Genomic DNA, 26,744 nt, shown 5'->3' with positions numbered 1-26,744 from the left:
TTATCTCTTAAGTGTTCCCACCGTTCTTAAGAAATCATCTGCCGTTTGAACAGCTCTGGCATTTAAATCATATGTTCTTTGAGCAACAATCATATTTACCATTTCTTTTACTACATCCACATTTGATTTTTCAAGAGAACCCTGTTCAATTGAACCGTAGCCGTCCTGGTTTGGTATACCTTCAGTTGCTACACCTGAAGCATCTGTTGCAAGATAAAGATTATTTCCAATAGCCTTTAATCCAGCTGGATTTACAAATTTTACCAATGTTATATTACCAACGTTTTGAGTTGTTCCATCTGGTAATTTTGCACTTACAATTCCATCAGGTGATATATTTACACCTGTTGCGTTTGCTGGTATTGTAATATTTGGAACCATCAAAAGACCGTTTGAATTAACAAGCCTTCCATTTGCATCGATTTTAAATGCACCGTCTCTTGTATATGCAATTCTTCCGTCCTGCATTTGTACCTGAAAGAAACCGTCTCCGAAAATGGCTAAATCAAATGTTCCACCAGTTTGTTCAATGTTTCCCTGTGTGAATATTCTATTTGTTGCTGCTATTCTAACACCATGACCAACATATTCTCCAGTTGGTAGCATTGAGTTTTGTGCTGTAGGTGTTCCAGCTTCTTTTATAGGTGTGTATAACAAGTCCTGAAACTCAATCCTTTGAGCTTTATAACCTGTTGTGTCAACGTTAGCAAGATTGTTTGATACAGTATCAAGTCTTCTCTGTTGAGCAATCATTCCTGTTGATGCAGAATATAATGATACTAACATAATATCTTCCTCCTTGAATTATCTTAAATAGGTTATTTTATATTATTTTAAATTCTTTGAGCGCTTTCTATTACCTTACCTGTCATTGTGTCCTGGGTAGTTACAGATTTTTCTAAAATATTAAATGCTCTATTAGCATTTATAAGATTTATCATTTCTTTTAAGGTATTCACATTTGATTTTTCTATACTTCCCTGAATAATCCTGAAATTATCAGCTTTTATTTCATTTCCTGTAAAGAGATTTATTCCAAATTTTGAAGGGTTTTCAAGATTTACTATTGCTATTTTTTGACCTGTTAATTGATTACCATTGTAAATATTTCCTTTTTCATCAACATTGAAATTTTGTGGAATTTGTATAGGTTTATTATTTTCGTCTAAAACATAATCGCCTTCAGAAGTAACTAAAAATCCTTTATCATTTCTATTGAATTCTCCATTTCTTGAATAATAAATGTTGTTATTTCTCATAACTTTAAAAAAGCCATCTCCAAAAATTGCAAAATCTAAAGGATTATTTGTTGTTGTTATCTGTCCTTGCTCCAATATGGGTTTTGTTTCATCGGCAATTAAAGCAGTTTCCATATAACCAACATGTTTTCCGCGGTTTATATCGGTAGAATCATAATTTCTAAATTCTTTTTCAAGATAGGCTTTAAACATTATTTCATCTTTTTTATATCCTGCAGTATCAGCATTTGCAAGATTATTTGAAATATTATCCAGTTGAGCCATGTTGGCAAGCATTCCCATTGTTGAGAAATATAAACCTCTTGTCATATATAAAATCGCCTCCTGCGAATATACTCATTAATATATTTCTATTATTGAGGTAATATTCCCTAAAAAATTAAGGCTTTCCATATTGGAAAGCCTTAAAAGGACGATATCTTTGACATCTCTGATACTAAATTGATAGTACATGTGTATTTGGAGTTTTCGAAATTATTTGAAACATATGTGTTGTCATCTTTTTTGATGAAGTTATTTAAATCTTTCATGGAAAATTCTCCATTGTGTTTTAGAATTACAAAAACTTCATTTGGTATTTCAAATATAATGTTACTTAGATATGATTTTATATAAATTTCACTGTCGTTCTTTGAAGATGGGATTATATGGATTTTTGAAGCTTTTGCGTCAATTTTTGTTATTTTGTTGTTTATTCCAAATAAATCCAGTAATAGATTTCCTGTGTTTGAATTTATTTCAATATGTGTTTCATAATTTTCCGGGATTTTTATTATATTTGCCATCTTTTCCATGGATTTTATTGAGTCAAAACGTAATTTGTTTTTAAGCTTTAATTCGTTATTTTCAAAAAGAATATAATTTTTAAATAAGGAATTTTTATAGGATTCGATAACTTTAATTTTATTTTTTTCGTCTTCGTTTAGTGTTACGCTATTATCACTCCAGCTGGTATCAATATAAACTTTTAATTCAGAATTTTTTTCAGGCGTAAAAACTTTTTCTTCCTGTGTTTTATCGTTTTTTTTCATGGATATAGAAACTTTAAATGAAAAGATTCCAATTAATCCGGCGGAAAATAATAAACTTCCAATATAGAGCATAAATACATCACCAAAGGAAAGAGGATTTTTAAATCCGATTGTGATATCAATTACAAGTAAGAGGCCAAATATAACTGAAGCAAGGGCTTCTTCTGTTTTTTTCTTAAAATTTGAAATACCAAATACAATACTTGCTGCGGCTAAAAAACCTTTTATAATAATTCCTATTGTTATAATATTTCCTGAAAGAGATAATAATATTAAAGCTCCTAAAATTATAAATAATATGCCGTATATCATTGTCCCACCCCGCTTATCGTTTTAAGATTTTTGTTATTCCATAGGATATTAACCATGCGCCGACTATCACAAAAAAAATATCTTTATATCCAAAATTAAAGTTATATATATCAAATGCATCGAGTAGTAATATAGGTCCTGTTAATAAACCAAAAATCAAATCTGATACAAACTTTATTTTTCGATTTTTTGAGGTTAAAAAACGTTTATTCCATAGATTTTCTGTTATATCATCTATTATTTCTTCGGCTTCTTCACCCCTTAATGTTACCTTTTCGCCATCTGTTGAAAGTTCAAGTACAGTATTTTTGTTTCCAAGAAATGGAAATATTAATGCAAAAATTCCAAAGAGTATTTCAAAGATTATCAAAAAAGATGTAGGCCAGCTTATTGTAATTGAAGTAATAATAAATAATCCTAAAGCCATAAAAAATACAGGAATAAATTTCATAAAACCCCTCCTTAAAAATATTAAGTATTTGATTTATAATCATTAATATTATATACTATTTTTTTATAAAAATCAAGTTATCTATTTAAATTTATTTATTCGAATAAAATTATCTTTTTTTAAATGTTTTTGAATCTGAAAAAAAATATGGTATAATATCGTTGAGATATCTTAATAGTACATGATTATGGAGGTGGAATAATGGATTTCACAGTTGATTTCTCAGAAAAGGACTCCTATTATTTAATAAAGGTTGAAGGTGAAATTGATGCTTATCATTCCGCAACGTTTAAACAAAAGGTAAAAGAGAAATTTGCTGAACCTAAATTTACTAAGTTTGTGATTGATATGTCAGCGGTTTCATATATTGACAGTGCTGGATTAGGGGCAGTTGTAAGTTTATTAAAAGAAGCAAGAAATCTTAATAAAGAACTTGTTTTAGCAGGATTACAATCACAGGTTAGAAAGATTTTTGAAATGACAAAGCTCGATAAAATCGTTAAAATTGTAGATACTGTTGAAGAAGCTTAAATAATAAAAAGCTGGTTCGAAAATGAACCAGCTTTTTTATTTATAGGAGTATTATTTCATAACAAAATTAATTTCAACTACAGGATTTCCTTCAACATCCTTTGTTAATATAGCAGATGCCAATCCGCCATAATTTTTTTCTGTTAATCCTGAAATCCCAAGATAATCTTCTGCAAATTTTATTATATTTTTTAAATCAAAGAACATTATGCTAAATTGTGGATTTGGAACCTTGTTTTTTAATTCATTGTATACTTTGTTTTGAGATAATTTTTCTTTTGATTTCTGGAATTTATAAACTTCTTCTTTTTCTTTGTTTGAAACGTATAATAAATCTCCATCCTTCCATATATATATGCTTAATTCTTTGTCTTCTACATTTTCTTCGATTTTTATATAATTATCTGATATTACTTTGTATGTGGTATCATTTTTTGAAAGAATATCTTCAACTTCTTTAATTGTTAATCCAGTGTTGGCGACCAAAGAGAAGATAAGATCTATATTTATTTCTCCAGTTTCTTCATCGCTATTTATATTCATATTCATGTTTTGCTCAACCCAATTTGATTTGTTTAATATATCTTTTATTGTATCGCCGGAGATATTTAAACCTGGGATATTTGTATCAAAATCTTTTGGAATATAATTTGTTTTTGAATAATATAATCCATAGAAATTATCTGTTTCGTAATTAAATGAGTCTTTTATATTTTCAGGTATATTATCCAGGATATAGAATTTTCCATATAAGATAGAATCTTTTATATATGAGAATCCATAACCGTTTAAGCTGCTTGTTTGAATTTCTTCATAAATACCTGTATCATTAAATCGTTTTTTAGGCGTATAACCAATTTTTGTATTGTTGTAAAAATCACCATTTGATGTAATGATTAAATAATCCTGTAAATCGCTTTTTTTAACTATATAGCTGAGGTTAAGATTTACATCGTCTGTAGGGATTAATGTATCTGCTAATTTTTTGAATACTTCAACAAACTTTTCGCCATCGTTTAAAGGACCGAGTATAATACCGAAATCGTAATTGTTATCTTCAGGTTCAACTACAAAAAAAGCAATGTTATTTTTAAATGCATCGTATATATCAGAGCTTTCCATTTCCAGAGATTGAGCTATAGCATCGATATATGCGACAGCATATGTTTCTGCATATAGCGGATCGTCCAATACAGTTCCAAATGAATTAACTGTTTTTAAGTCTTCATATACTTTTTGTGCATTGTGAAAAACAAAAACTGTTTTGGAATTTTCCGGAATTAATTGATAAATATCAGCAAAAATACTCAATGAAATGATAAGAATGGTAAATACAAGTAAAACCTTTTTCATGCTCCACCTCCATAATTTTAATAATTAATAAAATCAATTTAATTATATCATAAAATAAAAATTTAAAGTGATGATTATGAAAAAATTAACATATAAATTAAATTTTTGAAAAATAAATTTATAATATAAATGAGGAAACCATTATGGTTTCCTCAAGGTTTTTGATAAGCTTTTAGGATGTCGTTTATAAGAGGTTTCATGTTGTTTTTTGCTATTAGTACTGAATATTGATCGATAATCATATCATTAAACCATTTCTCTGTATTAGATTTTGGAAGTAAGGTGTTTTCAAATGCCTTTGAGTTATACATATCTTTAAATACTTTTGAGAATACTGAACTTACCAATTCTGCAGCAACTTCTTCTTTTTTTAGATTATGATAATCCTTTGGAGCGCCATTTAATGTTATTGATGAAATATTCATTATATCACCACCAGTTCAGCATATAAATATCCGGCAGATGAAAGATTTTGTATAATAGCGATTATATCTTGGGGAGTTGCACCTGCTGCTTTTAATGCATTGACCAAATTATATATAGTTGCATCACTATCTCCCACTTTTCCATTATTAACAGTAATAACAAAATTACCATAACTTATAGTAAAATCTGCTATTTTTACATTTCCGCCAAATACTATAGTTCCTGTTTTTTCGTTTATAACAATTTTTGCTTTTGAATCTGGATCAATTTCAACATCTTCTATTAATGCGAGGAATGAAATTAAATCGTCTGAGAAAACATCAGGTATTTTTACACGTATAGCAGAAGGATCCATAGCCTTAGCTAATTTTTGACCAAATTGAGCATTAATTGATAATGCTGTTCTTGCTGCTGTTGTTATATCGGGGTTTCTGAGTAGCACTGTTACAGTATCATTTGAAACGATATTTGCAGGTATTTCATTTTCTACTATTGCTCCCTGGGGAATTGTACCGTTTACCTTGTTTCTCTTTTGAAGGTTTGCAGTATTGCTAACTTCTACACCACCTGTAATTACACTTCCCTGAGCAACAGCATACACCTGACCGTCTGCACCGTATAAAGGAGTTTGTATTAAATATCCTCCTTCAAGGCTTTTTGAATCTCCTGCAGCTGTTACAACAACATCCAGTTTCATACCTTCTTTATAAAAAGCCGGTATATCAGCAAAAACAAAAACAATAGCCGAATTTTTTGTTGTGAATGAATTTTGAATATTGATGTTAAGATTTTTCATCATATTTGATAGTAATTCTGATGTAACCTTCCCTGAATCTCCTGTGCCATTTAATCCTGTTACCACACCAATTCCAAATAACTGATTATCTCTTGCACCTCTAAAATAGGCAATATCTTTTAATCTTACAGCTGAAAAAGATATAGAATAAAGCATTATAATTAAGCTAAATATAATAAAAGTTTTTTTCACCATAGTCACCCCTTAAAAGAATAGATTTGATATTCCAGAAAGCATCCATGCCAACCATGTTTTTTTGTTGGGATTTTTTTGTAAATCAGTATCTCCCTGATACCATATTTTTGCTTCAGCAAGATTTTTAGAGTCTATAACGCCATCTTTAATATATTGCGGATCAACATAACCTTCTATTATCATTATCTTTTTCTGTGAATCTACCTTAAATTCCTTTTCTCCGTATATTTTTACAATGCCATTATCTAAGACCTCAACTACTTTTGCAGAAACATATAAACTAACCTTTGCCTGACTTTGAGAAGAGGTTTTTTTATTTGAAACGCTAACCTTATCTGGAGAATTTGCGCCAAGAGGTAAAAATTTAGTTAGATCAAGATTTCCTATTGTATTAAATATTGCGCCAACTGTTCCCATTACACCAGAAAAAGGATCAGGGTTGTTATCTGATAAACTTAAAGATGGTGCTTCAGAAACAGCTACTGTTATAATATCTCCCAGGGAATATACCTTTTCTGGATTTGAGTATAAATTTTTTGTATGGGCTTTTTTCCATAATGAATCCGAAAATGAAAATGTTGATAATAAGATTATCATGATAATAAACGAAATCCTTTTCATCTTAGTTACCTCCTATGTCAATAATTACTTTTGGTCCTTTGTATAACTTTCCTGTTATTAATACTCCTGTTTTTTCATTTCTTCCTGAAACAATTTCACCAATTATTGCATCATTTAAAACGCGCATCCACGATAATATTTTTACACCATAAGCATAAACTTCGACAGGAATTATCTGGCCGGCTTTTACATCAGGTATCTTTTTTACTGAATTTTCGTAAATAATTTCATTTTTTCTTATTTTTCTATTAGCTTGAAATTTTATTAAATCTTTTTTTTCAACTATAAGTGGTGAAAAATTAAGAGAATATATATCAACGGTTTTTGTTGCTAAAAGTGAATCATTTAAAGGAGTTTTATAATCTATATTGTTTTTTGCTATAAATACATTTTTATAATTTGAAACATTTGCTTTGAAGGATATATATTTTTTATTATTAAAATCATCAAGTATTAAAAAATTACCAAATACATTGTTCATAGTTCTTCGATAATTTATATCAAGTACAGTTGAGACTTTTGTGTCTGTATAAAACTTGCTTATTTCAAAGGAATTGATAGTTGCTGTTTTTGAATCTTCAAGGAATATATTTTTAAAATAATCTTCCAATATATATTTTGTATCATTTTTGTTTAAATTAGAATTATTTTTTGTTTTAGTTGGCATATAAAATATTGTTATTATGGTTGACTCAAAGGTTATATTTTCATAATTTGTAAGAGACTCAATCATATTTTTAAGTTTTGAAGCGTCATAAGTTATAGTTTCGCCTGTAAAGAAAGCAAGTGTTCTGTCATTTTTTATTTCAGGAAAAATATCTTTTAAAGAAAAGATATTATCAATAGAAATTATGCTTGCTGGTAATGTAATCTGGTTATTTGCAAATATGAAAGTAGATAAATATATTAAAAATACTATTGAAAGAAATTTTAGATGTTTCATCTAATCACCACGCTTTTTAATCTAATTAATTTTTCAATAGACGGATAGGAAAATCCTTAAAGAATAAATAATAAAAAGGCAGGTTTTGCACCTGCCTTTAAATATGAATTATTTAATTTTTCTTTTCTTCTTTTGGTTTTATTTCGCCGTTGCTGGTTCTGATTAATAATTTATCATCTTTTAAGTCAATAATTACTTTACTTTTTGGAGGAATTTCGCCAGCAATTATTTTATTTGCCAATTCCATTTCGATTTCTCTTTCTATAACTCTTCTTAATGGACGAGCACCAAAGATTCTATCATAACCTTTTTTAGCAATATATTCTTTTGCGTCTTCTGTAATCATTAATTCTATATCTTTTTCTTTTAATCTTTCTTCTGTGCGTTTTAATAATATTCCAACAATTTCTTTTACTTCTTCTATGGTTAATGGTTTAAATACCACTATTTCATCTAAACGGTTAAGGAATTCCGGTCTAAAGAATTTCTTTAATTCTTCTTTTATCAATTTTTCCAGTTCTTCTTCTGTAGAAGCCTTTTCTTCTTCGCTTACAAATCCAAGGTGCCCTTTGTGTTCTAATGTTTTTAAAATCCCTTCAGAACCGATGTTGCTTGTCATTATAATAATGGTATTTCTGAAGTCTACGGTATTACCTTTTCCGTCGGTTAATCTTCCGTCGTCTAATACCTGTAATAATACATTGAATACATCTGGATGTGCTTTTTCTACTTCATCGATTAGTATTACTGAATACGGTTTTCTTCTAACAGCTTCTGTTAATTGACCTCCTCTTTCATATCCTACATATCCTGGAGGTGAACCAATTAATCTTGAAACTGCATGCTTTTCCATGTATTCAGACATGTCAATTCTGATTAGTGCGTCTTCTGTATCAAATAATACTTCAGCTAATGCTTTTGCTAATTCTGTTTTACCAACTCCAGTTGGACCAAGGAATAAGAATGAACCTATAGGTCTTGTTGGATCTTTTAAACCAGCCCTTGCTTTTCTTATATGTTGAGCAACTTTAACAATAGCATCTTCCTGCCCTACAACTCTTTTGTGTATTTCTTTTTCAAGGTTAAGTAATTTTTCTCTTTCTTCTTCGAGCATTTTTTTAGCTGGAATTCCTGTCCATTTTTCAATAATTTCTGCAATTTTGTCTTCATCTACAATTACTTCTTCCTCTTCTTTGTCTTTTTCCTTTTCGTATTCTTCTTTTAGTCTCTCAATTTCTTTTTCCAATTCAAATAATTTTTGTTTCTTTAAAGCAGCTTCTTCATATTTTCCTTTTACTGTTAAGTCGTTAATTTCTTCTTCTAATTCCTTTGCTTCGTATTCCAATTTCTTAATATTGGATAATTTAGAGCTCTTTTCAAGTCTTGCTTTTGCTGCAGCTTCGTCGATTAAATCTATAGCTTTATCTGGTAAGAATCTATCTGTTATATATCTATGTGATAACTTCACTGCTGCAACTACTGCTTCATCTGAAATTTTAACATTGTGATGTTTTTCAAATGTTTCTTTTATACCTCTCAAGATTTCTATTGCGTCTTCTAATGAAGGTTCATCAACCTGAACAGGTTGGAATCTTCTTGCAAGAGCTTTATCTTTTTCAATATACTGTCTATATTCATCAAGTGTTGTTGCACCTATAACTCTTAATTCTCCTCGTGCAAGATCAGGTTTTAACATATTTGCAGCATCCATCGAATTTCCTTCTGCTTTTCCTGCGCCGATAATTGTATGCAATTCATCAATGAATAATATAATTTTATCACCCTGTTTTTTTACTTCATCGATTACATTTTTTAGACGTTCTTCAAATTCTCCTCTGAATTTTGCGCCTGCCAGTAATCTACCCATATCTAGCTGTAAAATTCTTTTGTCTATTAATGCATCTGGAACAGCACCTTTTACTATTCTCTGTGCTAATCCTTCTACTATAGCTGTTTTACCTACACCTGGATCACCAACGAGAACAGGATTGTTTTTTGTTTTTCTGCTTAATATCTCAATAGTTCTTTGGATTTCAATATCTCTTCCAATAACAGGCATTAATTTCTTTTCTTCTGCCATTTTTGTCAAATCAATGGTAAACTGTTCTAAAACATCTCCAACTTTTTCTTCTGTTCCTTCTTTGGTTACTTTTATGTTTTTTAATTCTTCATAAACTTCTGTGGTTGTTAATCCGTATTTTGAGAATAATTTTGCTGAATAAGATGTTCCATCGAGCATTATTCCAAGTAATAAATGCAATGTTGTAATAAGTTTATGTTTGGTTTTTCTTGCTTCTGTTTTTGCAATTTCAAAGATTCTTTCTAATGTGCTGGAAATATATACCCTATTATCAGTAAGGTTTCCGTATGAATATTGTGCGTTTTCTGCCAATTCACTTTCTATATTATCCTTTATAGCGTCTACGTTTATTGTTTCAAATAATTTTTTTACATGTTCATCATCGCTATCAAGAATGGCAAGTGTAATATGTTCAGGTGTTAACACATTGGTGCCATATCCATTGGCAATTGTTCTGGCGTTTTCTATTATTTCCAGCGATTTTTCTGTAAAGTTTTTTGGGTTTAGCATACCCATCACCTCCTGAGGTATCTATTTTTAATTTTTATTTTTAGCAATCGTAATAATTATTTGCTAAGAATATTTCAAAAAATAAAGGATAGATTTGCTATCCGACATATTAGACTGTTTTTTGAATAGAATGTTCAAAAAAATAATTTCTTTTTGGTAACATAATAATTAAAATTAAATAAACCCGGGATTTTATTGCATCCCGGGTTTGAATTAATTTAGAATATTAAATCAATCCCAGCTTTTATATAAGGTGCATTGTTAGCTGGATAATTACCACCTATTGAGCTTTCAAAAGTATAACCACTTTCTATGATAATTCCAAAATTCTTATGTGGTTTTAGTTCTAATCCTATTATAGGAGTTATACCAATACCAACATCAGCAATATAGTCTTCATTGTAATCAATTTCGGTATTGTAATAACTTGAGATATACAAATCGGCCCCCAGATTTAAATTTCCAAATGTATATTCAGGTGTGTATCTTATATTTAATCCTGTAGAAGTGTAAAATGTATTTATATCATCTGAAAATTCTACAAAAACACCATATGTGAAGTTTTTATAATTGTCAATAAGAAAATCCATTCTTAATGAATAAATATCCGGGAGTTTTGTTGTCATTGATAAAGAAAAATGTGCTCTAAATGGAGAAATATCCGGATTTTCTATTACACTGACTGTATTATCTAGAGCGAATTCAGGTTCTTCTAAAATCTCTAAGATTGCGGAATTGGAGGAAACTTCTTTTGTGACTAATTTTCCGCTTGTTTTTCTATATACATCACCATTTATTTCGTAATTTTTTGCGAATGAGAACATCATTCCTTTATATACTCCATTATTTCTTCCAATATTTACTAAAACACGTGAATTTGCTTCAATACCTATAATTTTACCGCTAATTAAAAATAATTTATTCATTCTATATACAAGGGTATTTACCAGACTTGATATGGCTTCCTCTCTTGCCATTTCTTTTGCTTCGTATTCTGAAACATATTGTGAAACGTAATGAGTTCCAACAGCATCTATAGTTTTTATTTCCAGAATCTGACTTGTTTCAATATCTATTAATCTATATGCCCCTTCAATGTGGTATTCATACCAGATATTATCATATTCATCGGTTTTTCTATATGATTCTGCATCTATAACTTCTATATAAACAATATAATCTGCTGCTAATTGATTTAAATTAAAATTATCTTTTGATGTGAGACCGTGTAAAATTCTTTCTATTTCATTCATTACGTTTATATCTCTTTCTACAAGTCTATACTTTCCCTGGTTAATTAATGCTTCTTTAAGTTTGTGTTCTACTTTTGTTGATAAAAATGAATAACCTCTTGAATAAATTAAAAGGGTTTTTCTTGAATCTTTGTTGTTTACAGCGAAAATAGAAATAAATAAAGAAAACATTAATAAAATTAATAGAATCTTTTTATTATTCATATAAATTCACCTCCAATAAGATTTCTTTTTTATTATATCACAATATACAAAATTTGAAATAAATATGAAATAAGAAATGAATTAACGTTAAATTAAAATTAATGGAATATATCTCTAATGATTTTGGTACTATAAATTTTGTATAATTATAACAAAATAAAAAAAATAAATAAGAGAGGAGAGAATATTTTGAAAAAGAATTGGAGGGTCTTTTGGGACTCGGCTAATCCTTTATTTGAGGAGAATTTAAAGCTTGCAAGGCATATCTCCTCAGAATTAGGATTATCCGAATTTCTGGTTAAACTGCTTATTGCACGTGGAATTACCGATATAGAGCAGATAAAAGAATTTTTATATCCCGATGAATCAACGGTTATAGATCCATATCTTTTGAAGGATATGGATAAAACTGTTGATATTTTATTTGATATAAGGGATAAAGGAGAAAAATTAGTTGTATATGGAGATTATGATGCTGATGGGGTTACAGCGGCTGCTGTAATTTACCAGGGATTTAAAGCATTGGGATGGGATATAGAAGCATATATTCCAAATAGAATAGATGAAGGATATAGTTTAAATATTGAAGCTATAGATGAGCTATATAATAAGGGATATAAAAATATTATTACTGTAGATTGTGGAACAACGTCACTTAAAGAAATAGCTCATGCAAAAGAAAAAGGAATGAGAATTATAATTACTGATCATCATGAAATGCAGGAGGTTTTACCGGAAGCAGATGCTATTGTAAACCCTAAAAGGCATGATGATGAATATCCGTTTAAAGGATTATCGGGAGTAGGTGTTGCTTTTAAGGTGTTACTTGCAGTTTATGAGAAAATAAATGATATAAAATTTGATCCGTTTTCTCTTGTGGATCTTGTTGCTCTTGGAACTATTGCTGATATAGTTCCTTTAAGATCCGAGAATAGGTATTTTGTAAAGAGAGGGCTTGAAAAGTTAAGAACTGATCCCAGTCCTGCATTAAGGCATTTGATGAGGGAAATTGGTGTGATGCCAGAAGATGTAAAATCTTATGTTATAGCATATAAAATTGCACCTAAAATAAATGCAGCTGGAAGAATGGCTGATGCCATGAAAGCATTTGAGTTATTGCTTACGGAAGAAGAAAAAAATATAGAAAAGAAAGTTAAACAATTATTAGACTTAAATACCGAAAGGCAAAAACATGAAAGGCGTATATATAAATCAGCATTAAGTTTAATGGATATTAATCCGGATTTTCATGATAAAAAGGTTCTTGTTTTAAGCGGCCAGGATTGGCATCTAGGGGTTCTTGGAATTGTGGCTTCTAAGCTTTCAAATAAATTTAACAAGCCTGTTCTTCTTGTCTCAACTACTTCTGAAGATAATCTTGGAAAAGGGTCTGCCCGAAGTCCGCAGGGAGTTAGTCTTATTGAATTAATGAAAAATATTACTAAAGAAAATGAAGATTTCTTTAAGGAATATGGTGGTCATGAATTGGCTGCCGGATTTACAATTGATTCTGAAAAAATAGAAATGCTTAGAGAAAAGATTAATGAAGTATACTCAAATATTTATGGCGATAAAGAACCGGAATCTGAAATAGAAATAGACATGGAAATTGAGAATTTATGGGGTAATTTCTTTGACGATATATCTCTTTTAGAACCATTTGGTTATCAAAATCCAGAGCCGACATTTTTAATAAAGGATGTAGTACTTGAAAAAGTAAAACTTTTTGGTGCTGAAGAAGAGAATATAGCAGCAATAGCAAAAACACCTAAGGGTATGATATTTGAAATTGTTGGTTATGGTGTATTAGCAAATAAAAGGGAAAATATTACGGGGAATATAAAATGTAATATAGTTGGTAATTTCAGAGTTGAGAGAACATTTTATAACAATCAAAAGGTATTGAAATTTTATGTAAAAGATATAGAATTTGTCGGTGATTCTTTAACTGAAAAAGAAAATCATGGAAATTTATTAATATCATTACATGCTAAAGATAATGTTCATCATCTTACAAATTATAAGTATAAAATATTGCTCGATATTATAGAACAAAATAGAACTGCAATATTTGCACCTCTTAAGATAAAAAATACATTATTAATTGAAAAGATTAAAAATACTGTATCAAAGGGAGAAAAACTCATTATCATAGGTGCATCGCACTTGTTGCTTGAGTATACTTATAAAATTATTAATCAATATATTTCTTCCGATAAAATTTATTATAATAAAAAATCTCATATAGAAAATAGTGTATTAAAAAGTAAAAGAGTTATTCTTTTAACAGTACCGGCGTATATGCAAAATATACACAAGCTCAATGAGTTTTCTAAAAACCTTTTAATTGATGAACCAATCTATTCATTCTCGCATCAGGCTATAGCAAATATTCCAGAGTATATTCAGTTTAGAAAAGTAGTTAGAACTAAAATATATAATATAAACATTTTAGGGACATTTTATGATGAAACCATAAAAGAATTTTTGAAACTTAGTGGATATAGAGTTGCAAATGTTAACTCCAATGTTCCTTCTTTTGAAGTTGTAAAGGAAATAAATTCCAACAAGTTAAAACTTATAAAGGATTATTTATATAATTCCAAAAATCTCAATATTATAGTTGATAATGTCACACCATATAAAAATTTAAAGAATTATATTTCTCAAACATATGAATATTCCGAAGATTATATATTGTATTATTCGCACATGCATACATTTTTTGAAAAAATAAATATTAGAGAGATTAATAAAAAAGGACCTTCGAGAATATTAATTTCAGAATTTGCAAATGATGGGTTAGCTTTAGAACAGAAGGATAGAAATTCTATAATTATGTTATATGATGTTCCTAAGACGCGTATTGAATTATTGGATCTTGTATCATCATGGCCACATAATAAAAAAGAAAATATAATATTTGTTATGGCATATAATACAGATTTTTCAACAAAATTAATGTATGATTTTTCAAGAAATTATCCTTCACCAGAAGTATTAAAGAAAGTATATGAAATGATAGAAGAAAATACAAACATTACCATAAATGCATTATCGGAAAAATACTTTAATAATGACACAGAACTTGTAAAGACTATAACAGACGAACTGATAAATTCCGGTATAGTTGTAAATACATCAAATGGACTTAAAGCAGTAGACGACTTTAAGCTTGATTTAATACATAAAAATGTAAAAGCTAAAGAAAGTATTCTTGATAAATGGTTATTAAAGAGTTCTATAAATTTCTTTATGAATTTCAAATCAAGACAGTTTATTTCTCTGTTAAATAACCAATTTGCGGAGGTTAAGTAAAAATGTTCAAAACTACAAGGGATTTAAATATGTATATAAAATTAGAGCAAAAACATATAATACATATTTTAGATAAATTAAGAGAAAATAATGTTTTTTCAAAATTATTTGCACTTGGTGCTAATCCTGTAATTGCATTTTCCGAAGAAGATAAGGAAAAAGTTGTAAAGATATTGAAAAATGAAGAAATTGAATATAATATTATAAAAACTCAAAAGGATATTATAGAGGAGATGTTAACGTTTTGAAATTTATAGCGCTTGACTATGGATTAAAAAAAACAGGTATAGCTACTGCAGAGGCTGCTTTGAAAATTCCAACAATAAAAAACAGTGTTGGAAGCGATAAATTATTAAAGGTGCTTGAAAATGAAATTTTTAAAGATGGAGATATATTTATAGTAGGTCTTCCAATATCAATGTCCGGGAGATATTCCACACAAACATTTAAAACAATAGATTTTGCAATAAAACTAAAAAATAAATTTAATTCTGAAGTGTATTTGGTAGATGAAAGACTTACAACACAAAATAGCTATTTAATGACAAAGGATTTTTTAAATTCTAAAAAGGCAAAAAAGAAAAAAGATGAAAATAGTGCATTGATTATATTACAACGTTATCTGGCTAATCCAGCTAATTCTATAAAATTAGTATCTCAAAAAGAATATAAAATAGAATATGATGAATCATATAATGATAAAAAAATATTAATAGATAATGTAATAATAAAAAATTCAAAGATATATTCGATAGCAGATGTCTATGCAACAGACCCATATATCTTCTGGTGGTATTTTAAAAGAAATGTTCATTCCACAACTCTGGAATCAGATCTTGAACCTCCATATGATATAATATTTAATTCTAAGGAGGTAGAATAATGAAAAAAAGCTTTTGGTTTATAATGATGTATTTAATAGTGTTTATGATATCATTAAAAATTTTCTCTACAATAGTTGGAAGTTTAGTAATAGCCATGTTCTTTACTATTTTAATAGATGTAATTGCATCATATCTTGAAAAAATAAAAATACCGAGAAAACTTACTGTTCCTATAGCTTCATTGATATTTTATGGAGCAATAGTATATGCTTTTTATAGTGTAATTCCTATTACAATAGAAGAGAGTAAAAAGGTTTTTGATTCAATAGCTGAATTTGATTTCCAGGGGATTCCCGGGACAACTGGTGAAGTTGTAAATACATTATTGGATACTGCAGGAGATTATTTAAGAAATATGATAGTTCAATTTGCAAGTTATTTAGCTTCTAATATATCCAATTTTCTAACTATTGCATTATTATTAATAGTGGCATCAGGATATATGGCAATAGCAAGTAAAAGAATGTGGAATCTTATTGATATGTTTTTTCCAAATTCCGAAATAGATAGCACAAAGGATTTTTTAATAAAAACATATAGTGATTTGAGAAAATTTGTTTCAGGGCAGATAATAACAGCATTATCAGTTGGTGTGATAACCTGGATAATGGCATTGATATTTGGTTTTCCTTATGCTTTATTTTTAGGAATACTTGCAGGTATTACAGATTTTATACCATATTTAGGAATATTTATTACAGCAATTCCAATATTACTATTAGGATTTACTAACTTTGGTTTAATGGGATTATTAAAGGGAGTAATAATAATAACCTTTGCCAATCAACTTGAAATGTGGGTGCTTGCACCAAGAATTTCAGGAGGTCAGGTAAATATAAACTGGTTTTTAATATTAACTTCAATGTTAATTTTTGCCCAATTATACGGTGTGGTTGGTGTATTAATAACAATTCCTTTGCTGATAATATTTAAAAATATCTGGAAAATGTATGTTGTTGATTATTTAAAGAAAATATAATGTATAAAAAAAAGCAGCCCGATTTTCGGGCTGCTAAAGAGTTAAACAGGGGGAATTACTACAAGTTGTTTAACTTTGATATTGGCATTTATTTGGGTTTATTGGCAGTTATTTTCTTTTTTTGATATTATACAACAAAAACTATACTTTGTCAAGTATATATATTTACATGCGAGGCGAGAAGAATGAAGACATCAGACTGGTTAAAAAAATATAATATACAACTAAAAAAAAGTCTTGGACAGAATTTTTTGTCTACATCTGAATATGCTAAAAAAATAGTAAAAAAAGGTTCTGTAACAGAGGAGGATACAGTTATAGAAATAGGACCTGGTGCAGGCACACTAACAGAGGAAATTGCTAAAACCGGGGCAAAACTATATGCATTTGAAATAGATGAACGACTTAAACCATTATTATTAGAACGATTTAAAGAATATCAAAATGTAGAAATTCAATTTATAGATTTTTTAAAAGCGAATATATCAGAAATTCAGAAACCAAAGTATATCGCCAATATTCCGTATTATATAACCTCACCAATACTAGAAAAGATTTTTTTTGAGACGCCAGATTTTCAATTAGCGTTATTAATGGTTCAAAAAGAATATGGCGAAAGAATGATGGCAAAAAGCGGGAAAAATTATAGCCCTTTGAGTATATTTGTCCAATTTTTTTGTAAGGTGGAAAAAGTATTAAATGTTCCACCTCATGCATTTATTCCAAATCCAAAAGTTGATTCTGTTGTATTAAAATTAACTCCAAAAGAAGATATTCCTGATATTAACAAAAAAGGATTTTTCAAATTTGTTCATGTTGCGTTTTCGCAGAGGAGAAAAACAATACGGAATAATTTAAAGGGATTAATAAAGGATAGGCTTGATGAATTACTTGAAAAATCAGATATAGATCCAAAAACAAGGCCGGAAAATATTTCTATAGAAAAATTTATAATCTTATACAATAATTATATGAAATTAAAAAATGATTATTGAAATCACAGGATAATTATGATATAATACATGTGTATTTTTGTATGGAGGAAAAGAAAATGCGGAAATATACAATATTACAATTACATAAAAATACTAAAAGAAGCCCTTTATAGGGCTTCTTTTACTTTGTTGGAAGGAGGAAGCAAAAGTATGGAAAGAGTTGCTATTGTTGGTGCTCAATGGGGTGATGAAGGAAAAGGAAAGGTGGTAAATTATTTTTCTGGAAATTACGAATGGATAGTAAGGTTTTCTGGTGGTGCCAATGCCGGTCATACAATATATTATAAAGGGAAAAAATATGTAAATCATTTGCTTCCGTCTATAATTCCTGAGGGGGATTCAAAGGCATTTTTAGGTGCTGGAATGGTTATAGATATTGAACAATTAATAAAAGAACTGGAAATATTAGAAGCAGATTTTCCAGGAGTTTCATCAAAAATATACATAGATTTAGAAGCCTTTCTTGTTCTTCCGTATCATAAAGAAGAGGATGGAATCCTTGAAGAATTAAGAAAAAATCCAATAGGTACAACAAGAAAAGGAATAGGTCCAGCATATACAGATAAAGTATCAAGAGAAGGATTTAAAATATATCATTTATTTGATGAAAAACTTTTAAGAGAACGATTAGAAGAAGTAATGTATTTAAAGAAAAATATATACAAAGAAAGATTTAATTTTACATCTGAAGAAATTTTTAATTATTTAATGGAACAAAAAAGAAAGCTTGAAAAATTAAATGTCAAATTCACATCAGCAATAGATATGGCGCAGGTATTCAGAAATACTTCTGTTCTCTTTGAAGGTGCTCAGGGTGTATTGCTTGACCTTGATTTTGGGACATATCCATTTGTAACCTCTGGTGCAACAATGGCTCATGGTGTATCTTCTGTAGGGTTTTCAACATTTGAATTAGATGAGGTATTGGGAGTATTGAAAGCGTATACCACAAGGGTTGGTGAAGGGCCATTTCCAACAGAGGAATTTGGTGAAATTGGAGAAAAAATAAGAAAATTTGGAAATGAATTTGGTGCAACAACTGGAAGGCCAAGAAGGGTTGGCTGGCTTGATTTACCAGCTTTGAGATATGCAAAATTGAGATCAGGTTTGACAAAATTTGTTATTACCAAAGCCGATGTTTTAAATGGTTTTGATGAAATTAAAGTGTGTGTTGCATATGATGTAAATGGTGAAATAAAAGAAATTCCATCTTCTTCATATGATTTTTTTGTTGGAAAACCTGTATATGAGACATTAAAAGGCTGGCCAGATACAAATCATGTTAATTTCTTAAAGTATATGGCGTTTATTGAAGAAAAAACAGGAATAGAAATATCTCATATTTCATATGGTCCTAAAACAGAGGAAATGTGCACAAAAAATGATTTAATAAAAAATATTTAATTAAATGAAATAACCGATCACCGTCTGAAGTAATGCTATTCAGACGGTGATATTTTTTATATGTTTATTGAGGAATTTTCATTGATGTGCAAAAATTTTTTTACAATGTTTACTTGACATATATATGTATTAGGTATATAATAAAAATGGATATATGCAAAAAACATATATAATTTATCCGGAGGTGAGGATATGAGATACGGAAATGGTGGATATGGTTTTGGAAGAGGCATGGGTAGAGGATATGGAAGAGGATTCGGTAGAGGAGCAGGATTTGGACGTGGTTATGGAAGAGGTTTTGGTGGATACGGAAGATATTACGATGAACCATATGATGATTACTATGGATATTCAGTAGAAGAAGAAAAAGCTATGCTTTTGGATTATAAAAGATATCTTGAAGAGGAGTTGCATTTTGTAGAAGAAAGATTAAGAGAACTCGATAGATATAATCAGGGAGGTGAAAGATGATGCCAGGATTTGATGGTACAGGCCCAATGGGTACAGGTCCAATAGGTTTAAGAAGGGGACCATGCAGCAATCCAGGGTATTATACAACACCAGTAAGAAGAGGTTGGTTTGGAGGATTTGCAGGATTCTTTGGATATGGTAGAGGATACGGAAGAGGATTCGGTAGGGGATATGGTTACGGTAGAGGAACATACGGAGCAGGTTATGGATATGGAAGAGGATTTGGCAGAGGTCGTGGGTTTGGTAGAGGCTGGTGGTAAAAAATAATTGTTTAAAAAGGGGGTTGCCATAATGACAACCCTCTTTGAAATTTAAAAATAAAGTGGTATGATATATATGAATTGTATATATAGTCCTAATATATAGAATGGAGGTTATGAAATGAGAATAACCGTTTTAAGTGGTAAAGGTGGAACAGGAAAAACTACAGTTTCAACAAATTTAGCTTATGCATTATCAAAAAAATATAAAATTCAATTATTAGATGTTGATGTTGAAGAACCAAATGATCATCTTTTTTTCAATATAGACTTTTATAAAGAAGAAAGTGTAGATATGTTATTACCAGTAGTTGATAATAATGCATGTATTAGATGTGGTGAATGTGCAAAAGCCTGTCAATTCGGAGCAATTTCAGTATTTCCAACGGGAACGTTGGTTTTTGAAAGTTTATGTCATGGTTGTGGGGCATGTGCAATGGTATGTCCTGTTGATGCAATTACAGAGAAACCAAAAAGCCTCGGTAAAATCAAGTTAGGTAAAATCAATGAAAATCTCGAATTTGGAATGGGATTATTAAATATTGGAGAACCTTCAGGAGTAAGGATTATAAGGGAATTAAAAAAACATATAGATGATAATGCCGATGTTGTTTTAATAGATTCACAACCAGGAACTTCTTGTCCTGTTGTTGAAAGTTTGAGAAATGCAGATTTTGCTATTCTTGTAACTGAACCAACTACATTTGGATTGCATGATTTAAGCCTTGCTGTAGATCTGGTGAAAGAAATGGGAATCCCGTCAGGTATTATTGTAAATAGAGATAGTGATGATACAACAATTATAGATGATTATGCCAGAGAAGCAAATGTACCAATATTATTGAAGATACCTTTTGATAGAGAAATTGCTAAATTATATTCAGAAGGAAAAATCTTTTCTGAGTATTTACCAGAATGGGAAGAAAAATTCTTAAATGTGTTTGATGAAATAAAGGGGTTGGTTAAATGAGACAACTTGCAATAGTTAGTGGAAAAGGTGGAACAGGAAAAACCACATTGAGTTCATCATTTGGTGCTTTGTTGAAAAATGCAGTATTAGCAGATTGTGATGTTGATGCAGCAAATTTAAACTTAATGTTTAATGGTGATTTAAAAGAAAAATATGAATATTATGGTGGAAAAAAGGCTATAATAGATCAAAATAAATGCGATAAATGCGGTATTTGTAAAAATGTTTGTAGATTTGAAGCTATTACATTTGAAAATGGAATATATGATGTTGATCCATATGCATGTGAAGGATGTAATGCCTGTGTTATTGCATGTCCTCAAAATGCAATAAGATTAGAAACAGCTTTATCGGGAGAATATTATTATTCTGTAGTATCTGATGGAAAAGAAATTGTTCATGCTAATCTAAATCCTGGTGAAGAAACATCAGGAGGTTTAGTAGCAGAAGTTAGAAAACTCGCTTTGAAAAAGGCAGAAGAAAATAACAAAGATATTGTTTTAATTGATGGAGCACCTGGTATAGGTTGTCCTGCAACATCTTCAATTACAGCAACAGATTATGTTGTAATTGTAACAGAACCAACCTCATCAGGACTTCATGATTTAAAGAGAATAGTAGAAACAGTAAGATACTTTAAAAGGGATTTTGGTGTAGTTATTAATAAATACGACTTAAATCCAGATGTAAGTAAAGAAATAATCAATTATTGTATAAGCGATGGCATAGAAGTATTGGGAGAAATACCTTTTGATGAAACAGTATTAAAAGCAGTATTAGAAATTAATCCTGTAGTGAATTATGAAAACAGTAAAGCGGCTGAAGCAATAAAAGAAATCTTTGAAAAAGTAATGGAAAAATTAAAATAAACGGAGGTGTTAGTGATGAAATTAGCTATACCATCACAGGGAAGAGACTTAGAATCATTAAGTAATGACAGATTTGCGAGGGCAGAGTTATTTGTAATTTATGACCTCGATAATGATGAAATTGTAGAAGTTGTTGAAAATAATGCAAGCGAAGCACATGGAATGGGACCAAAGGTTTCACAAATGCTTGCTGAAAAAGGCGTTAATGTATTAATACTTGAAAGTGTTGGTAAAAATGCATTTGAAGTGTTAAATGCTGCAGGTATTGAAGTATATTTAACAAAAAAGGATAAACTTTCAAATATCATAGAAAATTATAAGAATGGAAAATTAGAAAAAGTAGAACACGCTACACATTAATTAGGGGTGAAATGATGAAAATAGCATTTGGTACAAAAGACGGAGTACACTTGAACGATGAACATTTTGGTCACTCAGAATTATATGTAGTATATGAATATGATGGAGAAAATTTTAAAAAAGTAGAAGAGATAAAAAATCCATATGCAGAAACGCATATGCACGCAAAAGTTGAAGAAATATTGGAGTTTTTGGGTCACTGTAAGGTATGGGTAGGATTAAGCATGGGAAAAGGTTCAATGATAAAACTTGATAAACTTGGTTATAAACCTATTATAGTGGAAAGTGAAACAGTTGAAGACGCTATGGAAGAATTGAGATTTATTCTTGCAGGAGAAGTGGAAGAGTAAAGGAGGGGATATTATATGCCCTGGGTAAAAGAAAGCGAATGTATAAAATGTAAGATATGTGTAAATGTATGTCCTGTGGAAGGCGCAATTGAATTAAAAGATGATGGATATCCATATATACATAATGATATATGTACAAGATGTGGTATTTGTATGGAAAAATGTCCTAAAGATGCTATAAGACCAAATTCTGAAAATCCAGCAATGAGAGGTATGGGTAGAGGTGCTGGAATGGGAAGAGGAATGGGTCGCGGCATGGGACATGGAATGGGAAGAGGTGCAGGATTAGGTAGAAGGGGATATTAAAATATAAAAGGGGTGATTTCTTTGAAATTCAGGGATTTTGAAGCAAAAAACCATATTTTTATGTCACCTGTAAAAACAGCATTAGCTACACCAAAGACAGGTTTTATTACAGAAGAATTGATTAAATATTATGAAAGAAAAGCAAAAGGTGGAGTCGGAGCAATTATTCTTGAGCCTATATCAGTGTTAAAATCAGGAAAAGAACATCCAAAACAGGTAATGTTGGATACTGATGAACACATTGAAGGATTAAAGAAACTTGTTGACACATTACACAAATACGACACCAAATTAATTGTACATCTTAATCATGCTGGAAGGGTAGCAAATCCAAAAGCATCTGAAGTTGTAAAATCATCTTCTGCTGTAAAATGCCCATCTACAGGAGTAACTCCTGAAGAATTAACTCTTGATGAAATAAAGGAATTAATACAGGCATTTAAAGAAAATGCTGAAAGAGCACAAAAAGCAGGTGCTGATGGAATAGAAATCCAGTTTGGTCATGGTTATATTGTTCATCAATTCTATTCTGAAAGATTGAATAAAAGAGATGACGAATATGGAAAAGATAAATTTAAATTTGCCAGGGAAGTTTTATCAGCTGTAAAGGAAGTTACAAATATACCTTTAATTTTAAGAATCTCAGGAAGCGAATTTGTTGAAGGTGGAATTACAGATGAACATTTAACAAAGATATTTGCTTTAGCAGAAGAGTTTGGTGTATCAATTATTCACGTTGGTTGGGGTAACGCATGTGATTCAGCACCATGGTATTATAATCACATGTCATTACCAACAGATATAATGGATAATAGATTGAAAGAAATTAGAAAATTAACAAAAATTCCTATTATTGCAGTAGGAAGAATGCAAATTGATGAAAGATATAAGAAACTTGTAGATGACGGAACAATTGATGGAGTTGTATTTGGAAGACAATTAATAATAGATCCAGATTTTCCTAATAAAATTTTATCTAACTCAGATGATTTTGTAAGATGTGGAGGTTGTTTGCAGGGCTGTCTTGCAAATGTTAAAGCAGGAAAACCAATTAATTGTATTGCAAATCCAGAAGTTCATAGTGAATTTGTTGTTGAAAAGATTCCTGAAAAGAAAAAGGTTGCTATTATTGGTGCAGGACCTGCAGGTTTATTTGCAGGAACATATTTATCTAAGAAAGGTTATGAAGTAACTATTTACGAAAAGAATGATTATGCTGGTGGTCAATGGGTATTAGCTTACAGAGCTCCAGGAAAGATTTATATGAAAGATACACTTGAAGATATTATAAGAAAAACAGAAAAATCAGTTGAAATAAAATATAATACAGAAGTAACGCCAGAAATGCTCAAAAAAGAAAATTATGATATTATAATCGTTGCTACTGGTGCAAAGCCATTTGTTCCACCAATTCCTGGTTTAACAGATTACATTACAGGATTTGACTTCTTTGACGGTAAAAAGGTTGAAGGTAAAAATGTATTGGTAATTGGCGGTGGATTAATTGGGTTAGAAGCAGCAGAAGCACTTGTTAATGAAGGTAAAAATGTAACTGTTGTTGAATTAATGGAAGAAGTTGGAAAGGGAATGGAAGTAGTTGCAAGTAAATTGTTCCAGAAAAATTATGCTCCAAAGATAAATATTTATACTAAAACAATGGTAAAAGAAATAAAAGGTAAAGAAGTTATTGTTGAAAAAATAGGAGAAGGAATAACTTCTTTAGGCGAATTTGATGATATTGTAGTTACAGCAGGAACAAAACCTGTAAATGAATTATATGAAAAACTCAAAGAAGAATTTAATAATGTATATGTAATAGGTGATGCAAACAAAGTTGGCCAAATAGTAGATGCAATATCTTCAGCGAAAGAACTTGCAGAACAATTGTAATTTTTAAACAATCCCCATCCTGATTCAGGATGGGGATTTTGGTTCTATGTATATGGTTTTGAAGTTTTTATATAAGACCATTCCTGGTTTTGCCCCTTTTGGTTTCCATACATGCTTTTTTTGAGTATAATCTACAGAAACCTTTGAAGACATTCGCCCTTTTGAATAATATGCAGCAAGAGATGCAGCATATTCAATAACTTCTTGTGGAATATCTTTTTTTCTTTCTGTTTTTATAATTACATGAGCTCCGGGAATCCCCTGTACATGAAGCCATATGTCTTCCTTATCAGCTTCTCTTGTAATCTGGTCATTTTGAATATTATTTTTCCCAACGAGGATTTTAAAACCGTTATAATTAAATTCAAGTGGTTTTGAAATGATTTTTTTTCTTTTCTTCTTTTTATTATTTTCATTAATAAATCTTTCTTGAATCATTTCTTCCCTGATTTCCATTAATGTTTCAATATCTTCTGCCATTTCTATGCTCTGCCATAGTTGATACAAATAGTCAATCATTTCAGATGTGATTTTTAGTCTTTCTTTTAAGTGAATTTCCTTTGATTTAAGTTTATGAACCTTTTTAAATATGGTTTGTAAATTTTCATTTGGTGTTTTTAATGGATTAAGCTTGATTCTCATTTTTTCACCAGTTTCCCAATCTTCTACTTCAACAAAATCAGTTTTCTGATTAAACATATACAGATAAGCCTGCAATAATCGTCCCTGTTTTTCAAGTTCGGGAATTTTTTGTATTTCTTTTTCTTCTAATTTTAGCTTTTTATGAAGTTTTTCATATTTTTCGATTTCTTTTATTACTATCTTTTCCAATCTTCTCTTCAATTCAGAAAACCTTGAATTTATACTTTGCTTTTCAAAGAAATTTAATAAGCCTTCTGAAGGCGATTTAAATTCATTATATTCATAATTTACAGGTCTAAAAGCGAGGATCTCCTTTTTATTTTCATAATCAAAGGTATAAACATTTAAATTATCCATGAATTCAGAAACAAAGGATATATAATCATATTTTTCAATATACTCAAAAAAGAATTTTTTGCTTAACTTTGAAAAACCCATTAATTGCCTGTCTATATCAAAATCAATTTTATCGTGTTTTAATATGTTGATATATTCTTCTTTATAAAATGGAATATATTCTGCGCCAGGCATTATACTTCTTGAAGGTGTAATCCCTTTTTTTAATGCATCTAAGATTTTATTATTTTCATCTACCAATAATATATTTGAATTTCTTCCCATTAATTCAAAATACAATTTGTAATTTCTCATTTCAAAGGTTTCATCTATTACTGAAAGTTCAATATATCCAACTCTATCAAGTCCAAGTTGCTCTATTTTCATAATTTTAGCATTCTTAATTCTTTTTCTTAGGAACATTGAAAAATTTTGTGGTGTATCAGGCATATTTGGTTTTGTTTCAAGTGAGATTATATACGAGGGATTCTTTAATACAAACAACAAAAAACCGTTTTGAAGTTGCAAAAGCACTTCATCATTTACCGGTTGATATATATTTCGGATTTTTTGACCTTCAAATTTTTTGGCTTCCCTTATTAATTTATTTAACAAAAGTCCATCTATGGGCATATTAACATTCCTCCATTGTTATGTAGAAATTTTCTAAACCAATTATATCATAGTTTTAAAGAGATTGATGATGTGAAAATAAAAATTATGATATAATAAAATATGAAAAAGT

27 protein-coding genes are annotated in these 26,744 nt (G+C 29.7%); 15 read left to right on the top strand and 12 right to left on the bottom strand.

Annotated elements, in window-relative coordinates; all coding sequences use genetic code 11:
- The 4 genes from flgG to MARPI_RS04880 all read right to left on the bottom strand — a co-directional run bounded on the left by flgG (window position 1) and on the right by MARPI_RS04880 (window position 3,053).
- Window positions 1-786, bottom strand: a complete 786-nt coding sequence (gene flgG, locus MARPI_RS04895; protein ID WP_014296483.1) for a flagellar basal-body rod protein FlgG — start codon at window positions 784-786, stop codon at window positions 1-3.
- Window positions 787-833: 47 nt separating this feature from the next.
- Complete coding sequence (gene flgF, locus MARPI_RS04890; RefSeq protein WP_014296482.1) at window positions 834-1,568, bottom strand: flagellar basal-body rod protein FlgF; 735 nt, start codon at window positions 1,566-1,568, stop codon at window positions 834-836.
- 95 nt (window positions 1,569-1,663) lie between these two features.
- Window positions 1,664-2,602 (bottom strand): hypothetical protein, encoded by a 939-nt coding sequence (locus MARPI_RS04885; RefSeq protein WP_014296481.1) that lies wholly within the window; start codon window positions 2,600-2,602, stop codon window positions 1,664-1,666.
- Between the two features lie 13 nt (window positions 2,603-2,615).
- Entirely contained in the window at window positions 2,616-3,053 is a 438-nt protein-coding gene (locus tag MARPI_RS04880) for a hypothetical protein (protein ID WP_014296480.1), read from the bottom strand.
- A 201-nt stretch (window positions 3,054-3,254) separates the two neighbouring features.
- Between MARPI_RS04880 and MARPI_RS04875 the strand changes: the two genes are divergently transcribed.
- Window positions 3,255-3,584, top strand: a complete 330-nt coding sequence (locus tag MARPI_RS04875; RefSeq protein WP_014296479.1) for an STAS domain-containing protein — start codon at window positions 3,255-3,257, stop codon at window positions 3,582-3,584.
- A gap of 51 nt (window positions 3,585-3,635) precedes the next feature.
- Here the strand turns inward: MARPI_RS04875 and MARPI_RS04870 are convergent, their stop codons facing one another.
- The 7 genes from MARPI_RS04870 to MARPI_RS04840 all read right to left on the bottom strand — a co-directional run bounded on the left by MARPI_RS04870 (window position 3,636) and on the right by MARPI_RS04840 (window position 11,965).
- Window positions 3,636-4,937 carry a hypothetical protein gene (locus MARPI_RS04870; RefSeq protein ID WP_014296478.1) on the bottom strand — a complete coding sequence of 434 codons (1,302 nt, stop codon included), beginning with the start codon at window positions 4,935-4,937 and terminating at the stop codon, window positions 3,636-3,638.
- Window positions 4,938-5,089: 152 nt separating this feature from the next.
- Entirely contained in the window at window positions 5,090-5,362 is a 273-nt protein-coding gene (locus MARPI_RS04865; RefSeq protein ID WP_014296477.1) for a rod-binding protein, read from the bottom strand.
- A complete protein-coding gene (locus MARPI_RS04860; RefSeq protein WP_041638510.1) occupies window positions 5,362-6,351 on the bottom strand; it encodes a flagellar basal body P-ring protein FlgI in 990 nt (329 codons plus the stop codon). The genes MARPI_RS04865 and MARPI_RS04860 overlap by 1 nt, the downstream gene beginning before the upstream one ends.
- 12 nt (window positions 6,352-6,363) lie before the next feature.
- Window positions 6,364-6,975: a flagellar basal body L-ring protein FlgH gene (locus tag MARPI_RS10720; protein WP_014296475.1), complete on the bottom strand. Its 612-nt coding sequence runs from the start codon at window positions 6,973-6,975 to the stop codon at window positions 6,364-6,366.
- 1 nt (window position 6,976) lies between these two features.
- The gene (flgA, locus tag MARPI_RS04850) at window positions 6,977-7,918 is read right to left on the bottom strand and encodes a flagellar basal body P-ring formation chaperone FlgA (RefSeq protein WP_014296474.1); all 942 of its coding nucleotides are present in this window, start codon (window positions 7,916-7,918) and stop codon (window positions 6,977-6,979) included.
- Window positions 7,919-8,030: 112 nt separating this feature from the next.
- Window positions 8,031-10,508 carry an ATP-dependent Clp protease ATP-binding subunit gene (locus tag MARPI_RS04845; protein WP_014296473.1) on the bottom strand — a complete coding sequence of 826 codons (2,478 nt, stop codon included), beginning with the start codon at window positions 10,506-10,508 and terminating at the stop codon, window positions 8,031-8,033.
- Between the two features lie 218 nt (window positions 10,509-10,726).
- On the bottom strand, window positions 10,727-11,965 hold the full coding sequence (locus MARPI_RS04840; RefSeq protein WP_014296472.1) for a hypothetical protein: 1,239 nt from the start codon (window positions 11,963-11,965) through the stop codon (window positions 10,727-10,729).
- A gap of 189 nt (window positions 11,966-12,154) precedes the next feature.
- Here MARPI_RS04840 and recJ point away from each other — a divergent pair, with 189 nt between their 5' ends.
- The 14 genes from recJ to MARPI_RS04770 all read left to right on the top strand — a co-directional run bounded on the left by recJ (window position 12,155) and on the right by MARPI_RS04770 (window position 25,021).
- Complete coding sequence (recJ, locus tag MARPI_RS04835; protein ID WP_014296471.1) at window positions 12,155-15,283, top strand: single-stranded-DNA-specific exonuclease RecJ; 3,129 nt, start codon at window positions 12,155-12,157, stop codon at window positions 15,281-15,283.
- Between the two features lie 2 nt (window positions 15,284-15,285).
- Complete coding sequence (locus MARPI_RS04830; protein WP_014296470.1) at window positions 15,286-15,531, top strand: hypothetical protein; 246 nt, start codon at window positions 15,286-15,288, stop codon at window positions 15,529-15,531.
- Entirely contained in the window at window positions 15,528-16,166 is a 639-nt protein-coding gene (gene ruvX, locus MARPI_RS10715; protein ID WP_014296469.1) for a Holliday junction resolvase RuvX, read from the top strand. The genes MARPI_RS04830 and ruvX overlap by 4 nt, the downstream gene beginning before the upstream one ends.
- Complete coding sequence (locus MARPI_RS04820; protein WP_014296468.1) at window positions 16,166-17,146, top strand: AI-2E family transporter; 981 nt, start codon at window positions 16,166-16,168, stop codon at window positions 17,144-17,146. The genes ruvX and MARPI_RS04820 overlap by 1 nt, the downstream gene beginning before the upstream one ends.
- Window positions 17,147-17,331: 185 nt before the next feature.
- The gene (gene rsmA, locus MARPI_RS04815; RefSeq protein WP_014296467.1) at window positions 17,332-18,141 is read left to right on the top strand and encodes a 16S rRNA (adenine(1518)-N(6)/adenine(1519)-N(6))-dimethyltransferase RsmA; all 810 of its coding nucleotides are present in this window, start codon (window positions 17,332-17,334) and stop codon (window positions 18,139-18,141) included.
- A 150-nt stretch (window positions 18,142-18,291) separates the two neighbouring features.
- The gene (locus MARPI_RS04810) at window positions 18,292-19,545 is read left to right on the top strand and encodes an adenylosuccinate synthase (RefSeq protein ID WP_014296466.1); all 1,254 of its coding nucleotides are present in this window, start codon (window positions 18,292-18,294) and stop codon (window positions 19,543-19,545) included.
- A 192-nt stretch (window positions 19,546-19,737) separates the two neighbouring features.
- Entirely contained in the window at window positions 19,738-20,016 is a 279-nt protein-coding gene (locus MARPI_RS04805) for a DUF5320 family protein (protein WP_014296465.1), read from the top strand.
- Window positions 20,013-20,276: a hypothetical protein gene (locus tag MARPI_RS04800; protein ID WP_014296464.1), complete on the top strand. Its 264-nt coding sequence runs from the start codon at window positions 20,013-20,015 to the stop codon at window positions 20,274-20,276. Before MARPI_RS04805 ends, MARPI_RS04800 begins: the two co-directional genes overlap by 4 nt.
- Window positions 20,277-20,397: 121 nt before the next feature.
- Window positions 20,398-21,246 carry an ATP-binding protein gene (locus MARPI_RS04795; protein WP_014296463.1) on the top strand — a complete coding sequence of 283 codons (849 nt, stop codon included), beginning with the start codon at window positions 20,398-20,400 and terminating at the stop codon, window positions 21,244-21,246.
- Window positions 21,243-22,115, top strand: a complete 873-nt coding sequence (locus MARPI_RS04790) for an ATP-binding protein (RefSeq protein ID WP_014296462.1) — start codon at window positions 21,243-21,245, stop codon at window positions 22,113-22,115. The genes MARPI_RS04795 and MARPI_RS04790 overlap by 4 nt, the downstream gene beginning before the upstream one ends.
- 15 nt (window positions 22,116-22,130) lie before the next feature.
- Window positions 22,131-22,475 (top strand): NifB/NifX family molybdenum-iron cluster-binding protein, encoded by a 345-nt coding sequence (locus MARPI_RS04785; protein ID WP_014296461.1) that lies wholly within the window; start codon window positions 22,131-22,133, stop codon window positions 22,473-22,475.
- A 14-nt stretch (window positions 22,476-22,489) separates the two neighbouring features.
- The gene (locus MARPI_RS04780) at window positions 22,490-22,825 is read left to right on the top strand and encodes a NifB/NifX family molybdenum-iron cluster-binding protein (protein WP_050899158.1); all 336 of its coding nucleotides are present in this window, start codon (window positions 22,490-22,492) and stop codon (window positions 22,823-22,825) included.
- Window positions 22,826-22,840: 15 nt separating this feature from the next.
- Window positions 22,841-23,131: a 4Fe-4S binding protein gene (locus MARPI_RS04775; protein ID WP_014296459.1), complete on the top strand. Its 291-nt coding sequence runs from the start codon at window positions 22,841-22,843 to the stop codon at window positions 23,129-23,131.
- Between the two features lie 21 nt (window positions 23,132-23,152).
- The gene (locus tag MARPI_RS04770; RefSeq protein WP_014296458.1) at window positions 23,153-25,021 is read left to right on the top strand and encodes an NAD(P)/FAD-dependent oxidoreductase; all 1,869 of its coding nucleotides are present in this window, start codon (window positions 23,153-23,155) and stop codon (window positions 25,019-25,021) included.
- A gap of 24 nt (window positions 25,022-25,045) precedes the next feature.
- On the opposite strand, the gene MARPI_RS04765 is transcribed toward MARPI_RS04770, so the two are convergent.
- Window positions 25,046-26,632, bottom strand: a complete 1,587-nt coding sequence (locus MARPI_RS04765; protein WP_014296457.1) for an Rqc2 family fibronectin-binding protein — start codon at window positions 26,630-26,632, stop codon at window positions 25,046-25,048.
- Window positions 26,633-26,744: the final 112 nt, after the last annotated feature.

This window comes from Marinitoga piezophila KA3 (assembly GCF_000255135.1).
Classification (GTDB): Bacteria; Thermotogota; Thermotogae; order Petrotogales; family Petrotogaceae; genus Marinitoga; species Marinitoga piezophila.
This window is presented reverse-complemented; position numbering and strand designations above follow the sequence as displayed.